Annotated in this window: 7 protein-coding genes; 6 read left to right on the top strand and 1 reads right to left on the bottom strand. The window is 71.2% G+C overall.

Translation table 11 applies throughout. The features are described from left to right. The first annotated feature begins 49 nt into the window (after positions 1-49). The 6 genes from FZC61_RS16020 (at position 50) to FZC61_RS15995 (ending at position 4,400) form a co-directional block, all read left to right on the top strand. The gene (locus tag FZC61_RS16020) at positions 50-652 is read left to right on the top strand and encodes a hypothetical protein (RefSeq protein ID WP_211357278.1); all 603 of its coding nucleotides are present in this window, start codon (positions 50-52) and stop codon (positions 650-652) included. After that, positions 649-930, top strand: coding sequence for a hypothetical protein (locus FZC61_RS16015; protein ID WP_148615166.1), 282 nt, complete (start codon positions 649-651; stop codon positions 928-930). The genes FZC61_RS16020 and FZC61_RS16015 overlap by 4 nt, the downstream gene beginning before the upstream one ends. Continuing rightward, the gene (locus FZC61_RS16010) at positions 927-2,405 is read left to right on the top strand and encodes a type IV secretory system conjugative DNA transfer family protein (protein WP_246142729.1); all 1,479 of its coding nucleotides are present in this window, start codon (positions 927-929) and stop codon (positions 2,403-2,405) included. The genes FZC61_RS16015 and FZC61_RS16010 overlap by 4 nt, the downstream gene beginning before the upstream one ends. Further along, positions 2,402-3,103 (top strand): hypothetical protein, encoded by a 702-nt coding sequence (locus tag FZC61_RS16005; protein ID WP_148615164.1) that lies wholly within the window; start codon positions 2,402-2,404, stop codon positions 3,101-3,103. Before FZC61_RS16010 ends, FZC61_RS16005 begins: the two co-directional genes overlap by 4 nt. Positions 3,104-3,108: 5 nt before the next feature. Next, positions 3,109-3,456 carry a hypothetical protein gene (locus FZC61_RS16000; protein WP_148615163.1) on the top strand — a complete coding sequence of 116 codons (348 nt, stop codon included), beginning with the start codon at positions 3,109-3,111 and terminating at the stop codon, positions 3,454-3,456. A gap of 140 nt (positions 3,457-3,596) precedes the next feature. Further along, positions 3,597-4,400, top strand: coding sequence for a M48 family metalloprotease (locus FZC61_RS15995; protein ID WP_148615162.1), 804 nt, complete (start codon positions 3,597-3,599; stop codon positions 4,398-4,400). A 468-nt stretch (positions 4,401-4,868) separates the two neighbouring features. Here FZC61_RS15995 and mobF read toward each other — a convergent pair whose 3' ends face one another. Then, entirely contained in the window at positions 4,869-10,778 is a 5,910-nt protein-coding gene (gene mobF / locus FZC61_RS15990) for a MobF family relaxase (RefSeq protein ID WP_148615161.1), read from the bottom strand. Between the last annotated feature and the right edge of the window lie 285 nt (positions 10,779-11,063).

Genomic DNA, 11,063 nt, shown 5'->3' with positions numbered 1-11,063 from the left:
TGACCAGCGAGGCCCAACGACCCACGACCGCCTGGAGGTGGCCAGACCGATGCAGCGTGAGCGACGACGAGACCCCTACCCGTGGACCTGGGAGATCCCCGTAGCGGTGGCCTTGGCGACCCTGTTCGTCATTGTCATCGGCATCCAACTCGGACGATCAGTCGCGAACCTGGTCGCCGGCGCCGGATGGACATGGCCCGACGCCAACGCCGGCGCGTTCCCCTCACCCATCGGCACCGCCTTCTGGACCAGCCTTCCCGGCGTCCTCGGCGGACACGCCGACGCCGGGCTGCCCAGCCCCACTCCCGACGGTCTGGCCGGTCGCGGCCTGGTCTGGGTCAGCCTCGCCCTGACTGAGGTCGCGCTGCTCACCGCGACCGTCTGGCTCGGCGCGTGGGCCTACCAGCGCTGGGGCCCGGGCCGCATGCGAGGCATGGCGACCGCAGCCGAGGCCGAGAAGCTGCTCGGCGTCACCCGGCTCCGCAAGGTCGCCGGCATCGTCCGCCCGGACATCTACGGCAAGCACGCCGCCGCGACACCAGCACCGGTCCAGGGCACCGCCGGCGACCTCACCGAACAACCCGGCCCGCATCTGGGTCACGGCCTCAGCCCGTGGCTCCTGCACGGCCGGCGAACGAAGGAAGACCGATGAGCAACGAGACCCCACTGCACGGCAACCCGACACTTCGCACCCGCGGCCGCCGCCTGGGCGGCAGCAGCTGTCGCCGCCGCGGACACCGGCCGGTCCTCGTCGAGCGCCACTACGTGGCTGCCGGCCAGGTGGAACTCCTCTGCGAGGCGCGCGACCTGCTGTCCGACGCCTCTTTCCTGCTCCTCGGTCGCAGAGCAGAAGAACGCCGCGGCAGTGCGGTGATCTGCCGTCGATGCCTCGCCCCGTGCGGGGACACCGTTCCGGAGGTGGCGCCATGAAGCTGAGGTTCGACCCCTGGGACGTGGGCTGGCGCATCGGTGATGCCCACGAGCCGCGAGGCGGCGAGCTGTGGGTGCCGTGGGACCGCACCGCCGGCGTAATCGGCCCGCAGGGATCCGGAAAGACCCTCGACCTGCTCACCCCTGCGCTGCTCGGCGCTCCGGGTGCCGCCCTGGTGACACTGACGAAGGTCGAGGACCTGCTGCTCAGCCTCACCGAGCGTTCTCGCGACGACCGGCCCTGCGTGGTGCTGGACCCCTTCGGCCTGGCCGAGGGCGTCGTCGACGAGCTGATCTGGGACCCGATCGCCGGCTGCGTGGACCCGAAGGTCGCCGAGCGGCGCGCCAAGGCTTTCACCGCCGGCACCGTCAAGGGCGCGATCACCGGCGGCACCGGCGACGATGCTGCGCGGTTCTACGCCGCCGAGTCCGCGAAGGTGCTGCAGGGCTACTTCCACGCCGCGGCGCTGACCGGTAGGACGCTCGAGGACGTGCTGCAGTGGGTCGCCAACCCCACGGCAGCCACCCAGCCGATGGAGATCCTGCGGCGGCACCCGCACGCCGAGCCGTTTTGGCACGGCCTCCTGCACGGGGCGCTGAACGGTGACGACCGCACCGCCGGAAACACCGTCACCACGGTGCAGCAGTCGGTCTCGCTGTTCTTCCAGGCCGACATCCGGCGACGCTGCATTCCCAGCCCCGGACGGCCAGCCACCGACCTGGCCGACGTGATCCGTCGACGCGGCACCATCTACCTGCTCGGCCGCGAAGACCCCTACGCCTCGGCGAGCCCGCTGATGACCGCCGTGGCCGAGCACGTCTTGGACACCGGCCTGCTGCTGGCCAACAGCTCCTCGTGGGGCGGCCGGCTGTGCCCGCCCCTGGTCTCGGTGCTCGACGAGCTGCCGTCGACCGCTCCGCTTCCGACGCTGCGTACCCGGATGGCCAACGAGCGCGCCCTGGGGCTGTCGTTCATTTGGGCCGCCCAGACTCGGCCCCAGCTGACCAGCATCTTCGGTGAGCACGAGGCCCGAGCACTGCTCGGCCTCACCAACGCCCTGGTGATGTTCGGCGGCTCCAAGGACGTCGCCTTTAACCAGGAGATCTCCGACCTGCTCGGAACGGTCCGCATCGGGCGGGTCACCCATTCCTCGGGCGGGTTCAACGGCGGCGGCCGGAGCTTCTCCGGCGACGACATCCCGATCATGCGGCCCGAGGAAGTCCGGCAACTGCCCGAACGCCAAGCTCTGGTCGTCGCGGAGAACGGCAAGCCGATCATCGCCAAGCTGCACCGCTGCGTCGAAGGCAAGGCCGGCGAACGACTGCTGGCCGACCAGCGGGCGCTGCGCGAGCGCCTCACCAACGACCGGCGCATGGTCATCACCCCCGAGGCCCGAGCCACCGCCGCGCTCGTCGAGGCACGCCGTCTCGGCTTCGTCGACGACGAGACCGACCACGCAAGGAGTGAACTGTGACCACCGAGCAACAGACCGGCCCGGCGGCACCCACGCTGATGGTCTTCCCGTTCCCCGTCCCCGGGGACCACGTCCGGCTCGCCTACCGCGAGCTCCACATCGCCATCAACGGCACCGAGGAGGAGAAGAAGGCCCTCGGCCACCACGCGCTGCTGTCGCGGCCCTGGGAGCCGGCGACCTGCCTGGACCCCGAGCTGCGTCACGACCTGTGGGAGTGGCTCGAGGACGTCGTGATCTGGCTCAACCGCGAGTACACCTGGGACGTCTCCGGGCTCATCCCCAGCTGCTGGCCTCTGCACCCGCACCTGGTCCACGAGATCGCCATCCTGGCCGACCAGCGCCGGCGGGCAGGCCTGGCGATGACCAGCGACGCGCTCGAGGAGTGGCACCGCTACTGCCTGCCGGCGTTCACGGACCGGATGCGCAACAGGCTGCGCACCCACTGCGACGACGAGCACAAGAGCTGGCCCGCCAAGCCGCGCCACAGTGAGCACCTGGCCGACACCAGCCGCCAGCGCCGCGAGAACACGTTCGCCCACGACATCGACGCTCTGCCCGTCAACCGGCGGGCACACGAACAACCCCCGGCCGGTCCACCGCGGCTCGGCCTCGTCGACCTCGACACCGGCGAAATCCACGACGACGAGCGGGGCGGCGCTCAGCCGCGCACCCGCACCGAGAAGGGACCCCGCGAATGATGCAGATGAACGAACGCTCCGAGGCCATCGCCCGAGCCCAGCGCGCCCTCAAGGCTCTCGGCGAGCACCCGCGCTCAAGCAAGACGGAGCTCGGCCACGCCCGCGAACACGTCAACGCCTGCTACTCCCACGGCTCGGGTGAGTACGTGTGGAACGCCGTTGTACAGGTCGAGGCGATGGCCGAACGCCGCTACGGCGTATCGAGCACAGAAGAGCAGCGTCAGCTGGTCGAGGCGACCGAGGACCTCGAGGAGCCTGCGACAGCCGCCCGCGGCCGAGCGGCCGAGGACCGCGCAGTCCCGTCGACGGGGTCGACCCCAGACGTGGAGCTCGCGCCCACTGCATCGCGATGAAGTGGGCACGACGGGCTCAAGACGGCGTTAGAACGCCTGAGAGAACGGAAACCCGTGCCAGCGGGTAGTCACACACCGCTTCGTTGTGGGAGAGCCATTCTGAGCGTTCTCGCCCCTTCGACCTCCCAGGCGTAGAACTGATGCCGGATCAGCTGACCTCAGCGCTCCTCATCGTGGTGGCTATCGCCTACCTCGGCGGAGCCGTTCTGTTGATCGTGGCGCTTGCAAAGGTCCTGCTCGCCTGGTCGGTCAGCTGGCGCGCCAGCGGGCAAACATGCCCGGTCGACGTCGTGCTGCAGCAGCGGGCCGCCGCGGCGATGGCCGCGGTCGCCGCAGTCGCGAACGTCCCGCCTCCGGCAACCGACGTAGTTGCGACCCTGGGCGCCCCGGTCGCCGGGGAAGCCGATGGGACCGTGGGCGATGGTGGTCTCGCGGTGACCCGCTTCCGGGCTCGTCGTCCCCCCACCGTGGTGTTCGCGCGGGCCGCGCTCACCGGCCTCAGCGCCGGCGCAGTGCAGAGCCTGGCCGCCCACGAGCTCGGCCACGTCATCCGCCGCGAGCGCAGTTCGGCCGCGGCGCGGTACTCGTGGCTGGTCGGTTACCTACTCCTCGTGTTGGCAGGCGCTGGTCTCACTGCAGCTGCTTTAGCGGCCTCGCCTCAGCTGGCCGGCCCCTCGTTGCTGGCCACGATGGGTGCGGCCGTGGCGTTTCTCGGTCTCCGCTTCACCTTCGACCGACGCGAGGAGGCCGCCGCCGATCTCTTCGCCATCAACCTGACTCGCGACCTGGACGCGGCCGCCGAGCTGATGCGGTTCTACGAGAAAGGCCTGGCGCGGCCGACGCCCGACGGCGGCCCCGCATGGTCGCGGCTGGAGCGGCGGTGGTTCGCAACCCACCCCGAGCCGCAGGCGCGGCTCGCAGCCATGCGCCGTCGCCTTGGGTGACGTCTCGAACGCGGCGGCGAAACACCTCTCTGGTAGCAGCCGGGCCGACCTCGTTGGCCCGTTCAGCGGCTGGCAGCCGACGTAGTCCATCCGGTCGGCCGCGGCCTGGGTAGACCCTGGCTTCTTCGCTGCGTGAGGATGACGATCGTGACTCCAACCGATCTGGGACCAGTTTGGCGGCAGCACAATTGCTCACGTAAGCACAGGACCTATCTGACGATGGCGAAGTGCATCTGGAACGACGCTCCGTGGGTCTCCGGCGAAGGAGCTATCGCGTTGGTGGCGTGCAGACCTTCTGGGCCTGTCAGGTACCGGCACGGAGCCGTGTCCCTGCACCAGACGGCTGATAGTGCGTTGGAGGCGAAGACGTTGATCGACGAGACCGGCTGCGGAGGCCGCTGTCACCGCGACCACAGGATCGTGCAGCTGGTCTTACCGTGACGCCAGCCTGCGTGCTTCCGGAGCGGGTCAGCGGCGTGGGGTACCGCGGCGGGGCGGCCGCGGACGGTTCACGTCCTGCCGATCTCGTGATGCGCCCGGCGACTGGGTTGGCGCCGGGGTGCCTTCGCCGGTGTCGATCGGGATCTCGAGGCGGGACACGATCCGGTAGCGCAGGTCACGCGCAGGGCTGTCGCCCAGGGGCTTCTCAGCGACCAGGCGGCGCGTGGCGGCGCCGACGTCGTGACCCTGCTCGTGGGCCTGCTGCAGCATCGCGGCGGTGGCCGGCCAGTCGCGCTGCTCGAGCAGCCGCGGGTCGAGCTCGAGAGCCAAGGTGGCCCACCGCTCGGCCAGGGTCTTCTCTGCCGCGGCCGAGAGCCGTGCGCGAACCTCGCTGCTCTTGTGGAGCTCGGCCAGTGCCGCCTTCCGCGGGTCGGCATCCCAGCTCTTGATCGCGTCGCGCAGGTCGCGTCGCGCCTGCAACTGGGAGAGCTGCAGCCGGGCCCGGACCTGGTTGACGCCCGGCTCCCAGGCGCGGCTGGGACGTGCCGAGATGACCCGCATGGCGGCCAGATGTGTCTTCTCCGGGGCGAGGTTGTCCAGCCGCTCGGTGAGCAATTGGTCACCGAGCGAGCGGAAGGCGGGCTGGCCGCTGGCCACCGCGGCAGTGAGCGCGGCGGGCCCGCGCTGGGCGAGCAGGTCGGCGGGGTCGAGGCCGTCGGGGAACCGCGCGAAGCCGGGGTCGAGGCCGTGCGGGGTGAGCATCCAGAAGTCGCGCTCGGCCGCGACCTGGCCAGCGAGGTCGGCGTCGGTGGCCACGATCGGGTCGCGGCCGACGGCAGCCAGCTGGGCGGCCTGCTCATCGGTCAGTGACGTGCCGAGCGGCGCCACGCCGAGGTAGAGGCCGGCGCTGGCCAGCGTGACCGCCACGGCGTCCATCGGGCCCTCGACGATCACTGGGACCGCACCCTCGGCGAGCAGTTCGTCGACGACACCGAATAGCTGGGCGCCCTTGTGGAACAGCGGGGTGTCGGCTGTGTTGAGGTACTTCGGGCCGCCCTTGTCGGCGTCGGTCAGGTCGGGTCGGCGGCGGCCGACGAAGCCGAGCACTTCGCCCTGGTGGATCACCGGGAACATCACCCGGTCGCGGAACCGGTCGATGAGGCGACCGGTGCTGGCCTCGGTGGCGACGCCGGTGGCCATCATCTCGGCGTCGCTGACACCGCGGCCGCGCAGGTGGTCGACCAGGTTGGTCCACCCGGCTGGCGCCTGACCGGGACGGAACCGCTCGTCGCCGGCGAGGTCGATGCCGAACCGTCCGGTGAGGTAGTCGCGGCCCCACGAGTCGGTGAACCGGGCCTCGAAGAAGGCCCGTGCCATGTCGTTGATCTCGAGCATGCGCTCACGCGAGACGGGAGAGGAGTGCCACTCGTCGGCCCGCTGGTACATGACCCGGAGGTCGGCGTCGGTGGGCTCCAGTCGGCTGCCGCCGAGGTCGCGGATGTAGGCGGCCAGCGTCAGGTCGGGCTCGACGAACTGGTCCACGTCGACGTCGACCAGGTCGCCAGCGACGGCGTCGACCACGTGCTCGTCGGCCGCGAGCTCGTCGTACGGGCCGGGGTCCTCGGCGAGCGGCCAGTCGGCCCAGTCGGGGTCTGCGGCGTGGTCGACGAGCGTCGCCGGGTCCGGCTCGATCCCGTCCCACAGGTCTGCGGGCGGCTCGTCGAAGTGGTACTCGTGCGCGTGCTCGTCGGGAGCGGTCTCCAGCGCGATCGAGGTCCGCCAGACCAGCGCCTGGCACTCGTCGACGCCCTCCCAGCCGTCGCTCGGCATCGCCCGCCCGGCACCCAGCAGAGCCTCGACCTGCCAGCCGCGCTGCAAGCCGTGGTCCACGTTCGCGACGAGCGCGGGCCACCAGGTGCTGGCCTGGATGCTCGCGGCGCGCTCGGGACCGAACAGATCCGCGAGCCGCGGAGTCCACTGGGCGGTGACGCTCTCACCGTGGGAACCGTCGCCGATCTGGGAGGCAACGGCCGGGGTGAGCTGACGGGCCATGCGCCACCACACGGCCGCCGCGGCGTGCTCATCGGGCAGCGGCCCGGCCGGGTGATCGGCCGCGGTGGCGGTGCGCAGCAGCTCGTGGGCGGTGACGCCCGCGCGGGACATCGCGGCGAGCCGCTCGGCGAGCAGCGGAGTGAACTCGTCGTCGCGGACCTGTGGGGCCAGCGAGTAGAGCAGCTGGCGCCATTCCTTGAGCGCCGGCGTGTGGTCGCCGGTGACGGCGCGGTTGAGCCGTCGCTGCCAAGTCGCGGAGGCCTTCTGCAGCTGCGGCGCACCGGTCGGTCGCCGGTCGTCGACCGGGACCTGCATGGCGGCCCGCCAAACCTCGACGTTGGCAACCGTGGCGGCCTCGGGCCGGAGGCCGCTCTGTGCCCACGCCGGCAGTGCTGCCTGGTCAGTCGCCCGCGTTCGGACCTGGTCGGCGAGCTGCTCGACCAGGTGAATGCGCCGGGAGAGGTAGGCGCCCCAGTGCGGGTCCTCAGCCAGGCGGGCCGGGACCGCGGGCATCCACGGCAGCGGCCCTGCGCCGGCGTTGCGCAGGCCGGAGGCGTCCAGGCGCCAGTCGAGGACCGCGGCGCGGTCGTGCGCGGTCTCCAGCTCCCGGTCGCCGGCGGCCGCCCGGAGCGCGTCGACGGGGTTCTCGCCGGCCGCGCCGAGCAGCAGCAGATGGGCACGCAAGGTCGGCCAGGCGGCCTCCTCCGAGAGCCCGGGGACGAGCGTTTCGACCGCGTTGTCCAGGGCGTCGACCACGTTGATTGGGGCGCCGCTGGCGTCCTGGCCGACGTGGTCATGGCGCAGGAGGTCCTTCGCGGCGACGTAGAGGCTGTCGAGGTAGCGCTGTGCGGCCTCGCCGAGCCGGGTGGCCGGATCGGCCTGCTCGCGCAGCAGGCTGGTCGCGGACCGCTGCGTGTCGTCGCGCGCCAGCATCGACTCGAGGATGTCGGTCGGCGTGAGCGGCCGGACCAGCGTCGGGTGGATCACCGAGTGCGGGTCGCCGTCGCCGACGACCTCGAGGTAGACGTGGTTCGCGTGCGCGCCGCGGGTCATCATCGTGTAGAGCTGCTGGCGCGACTCGCTGCCGGTGGCCAGGCCGTGCATCGTGTCGGCGGTGACGCCCTGGGAGGTGTGCACGGTGCACGCGTAGCCGAGCTCGGAGGATCGGGCGACGTAGTCAGCGGGCAGCCGCACGGTGCGGCCGTGCTGGGTGTGCTGGACGGTCAGGTCGCCGCCGTCGTGGATCTCCAGCACGTTCCAGCGGTCGCCGTTCTTGACCCAGTCGGTGGCCGAAGTACGCAGGCGACGGTCGTTCTCGCGGGTGATGATCAGTTCGCCGATTGAGGCCTCGTTGCCGTCGGCGAGCCGGCGGACCGGCCCGCTGGCGGCAACGTCGGCCGGGTCGATTCCTTCGAGCCGGTGGGCGCGGGCCTGCTGGTTCAGCTCGCTGACCAGGTCGCGGGTGGGGGCGAGCATGATCGAGTCCAGGCCGGCGGCACGGTCGGCCTGCCAGGCCGCGAAGACGTCCTCGGTCATGGTGCCCAGGTCGCCTACGTGGACGCGGTCGCGGTCGAGGTAAAAGCCGAGAGACTCGGGCTTGCCCTCGCGCAGCGCGAGCGAGGCGGCGCCCTCGGCGGGGTCCTTGAACCGGACGAGCTCGGTCAGTTGCAGTGCCCCGTGGGTGGCGCGGATGTCGCGCAGCACGCCGCCGGCGCCGATCGCGGAGAGCTGCTGGTCGTCGCCGATCAGTCGGACGCTGCCGCCGCGCTCGAGGATGTAGGAGACCGCCGCGTCCAGCGAGAGGGTGTCGGCCATCCCGGCCTCGTCGATGACCACGAGGGTGGAGGAGTCGATGCCGGCGACCCAGGCGGGCATCGCGGCGCCGGACTCGCGGGCCTGCTCGAGCGAGTGGGTCAGCTTGGCAAGGGTGTCGGTCTGGGCGTCGATTTGGGAGTGCAGGGCGTCCGCGGCCGCCGCTGAGGGAGCCAGGCCGATGATGGTGCCGCCGCCATCAGCCCAGGCGCTGGCCAAGGCTCGCATCGCGGTGGTCTTGCCGGATCCGGCGGGCGCGATCGCCAGCTGCAGCCGGGCACCGGAGGTGGCCATCTCGCGGACCAGCGTGGCCTGTCCGGCGTTGAGGGTGATGCCGTTGGCGGTCGACTCGAGCAGCGCCAGGTCGACCGAGTCGGTCGTGACGGCGTACCCGTCGTGCCGGCCGGCGACCTCGACCAGGCGCTGCTCGGCGGCCAGGACCTTGCCCGAGGTGAACAGCTCGGCGCCGCTCTGGGTATAGACCGAGGCCCCGTCCGCGCGCCGCAGCTCGACCGGCTCGCTGATGGCGTCCCAGGGTCGAGCCATGCTCACCGAGCGGCCGTCGAGGACCTCGCTGACGAGCAGGTCGACGACCCGGGAGACCTGGTTGGTGGGCACGTTGGCGCCCCGGACCTGCCGCTGGGCCTCGGCGTAGACGTGCCAGAACTGCCAGGTGCTGCGACCGCCCTCCATCGTCGCCACGATCCGGTCGGAGGTCTTGGCGAACCAGGCCGAGTCGGCCAGCGACCGCGCTGCGCCTTTCGGGTTCAGTGCGCCGTGGACCATCTGCTTGACCCGCTGAGGGGTACCCAGCACCTCGATGGCCTCACGGCTCCAGGTCTCGCGCTGCTCGGCCAGCGAGCGCGGCTCGTGCTTGGCCTCGCGGGTCTCCAGCGTCGCCTGCTGGGACAGCTGGATGGTCTCCACCGGCGTCGGCGGGCGGCCGTGGGTGGCCTGGAACGCGGCCGCGAGGACCTTGCGGCGGTCCTCGACGCTGGCGCGGCGCTTAGAGAAGCGGCGGTTCAGCTCGGGGTCGACGCCGACGATCTCGCGCACCGGCCGCTTGCGGGCGTCCTCGTTCGGCCGCTCCTCAAACCGCACGCCGAGGGCGTCGACCAGGTGCCGCTCGAGCGCGGTGTTGTAGGTCTCCGAGGCCGAGACCACCGCCTTGTGCAGTGGCCGGCCATCGATGGCCAGCCACTTGCCGTCGAGCGTCTGGACCTTGTTAGCCACGGCGACGTGCGTATGCAAGTCAGGGTCTCCCGCGCGGGAGTCGCGGTGGGTGAACGCCGTGGCAACCAGGCCGCGGACGTCGACCTGGCGGACGCCGTTTGTGCCCCGGCGGGTGAACAGTGCCTTGGACTCGATGAAGCCCAGCGCGTCCTTGATCGCCGCCTGGTGGGCCCGCTCGATCACCGCGGCGGTCTTCGGGTCGGAGATCGCCCACAGCACCGAGACGCTCTTGACCGGGGAGAAGGTCAGGTCGTAGCCGGCCACCGCGTTGGTCTTCGGTCGGGAGTGCTTGGCGATCGCGGCGGCCAGCTCGCGTGCGTCGGCGGGTTCGCGGCCGTGCTCAGTACGGAAGAACTCGGTGCCGACCTCGGTGCGGACCTTGGCCCGGTCGGCCGCGGGGACCGGCCAGTCACCCGGCAGGCCGGCGGCCTCGTTGAGGGCCGCGATGCGCTTGGCGACCTCGATCCGGAACGGGCTGATGTCGTTCTCGTAGACCTTGTACGGCGTGCCGAGCTGGCGGGCCGTCTTGTAGTCCGCGTCGGTCGGCCGGTCGACGCCGTCGCGGCCGATGCGCAGGTCTAGGTCCTTGGTCCGCTGGGTGGCCAGCGGGTGGTGACCGGAGCCGAACAGGCTCTGCATGTGGTCAGCCGTGACGACGTCGCCGGCGTCGAGCCCTTCGAGTCCCTCCATGCCGGAGCCGACCCACACGCCGGGTGTCTCGCCCTTCTCGGTGTAGTAGCTCGCGAGGCCGGTGTGGCCCTTGTCCGTGGCGTCCATCGCTGCGACCTGGCGGGTCAGGTAGTCGTACCCCGACCCCGCCGTCAGCTTGTGGAGGCTCATCGTCACGGTCACCTACGTGCGCGCGGGCGTGCTGTGCGATCACTTCCGGCCGGATTTTTGCTGTGTTCTTTCTATTCGGCGAACCGAGAATGCAAGAGGTGTGTGGCACTTGGGAGTTCGCGGAAATCTGGGGGGACGCTGAGGGCCGTCGGTGACGGCTGGGGCGTCGGGTTTGGATCAGGTGGCTGGACGGGCTGCGCTGGATCGGCTGGGGGAGCGGTTTGAAGGTTTTTGGGGTTCAGTGATCGCTCGAGGTCCGGGAAATGTCGTAGGTGACTGTCAGAG

It is taken from the genome of Nocardioides rubriscoriae, assembly GCF_008087085.1.
Lineage (GTDB): Bacteria > Actinomycetota > Actinomycetes > Propionibacteriales > Nocardioidaceae > Nocardioides > Nocardioides rubriscoriae.
The sequence above is the reverse complement of the archived record's forward strand: the minus strand, read 5'-3'. Positions and strand labels throughout refer to the sequence as shown.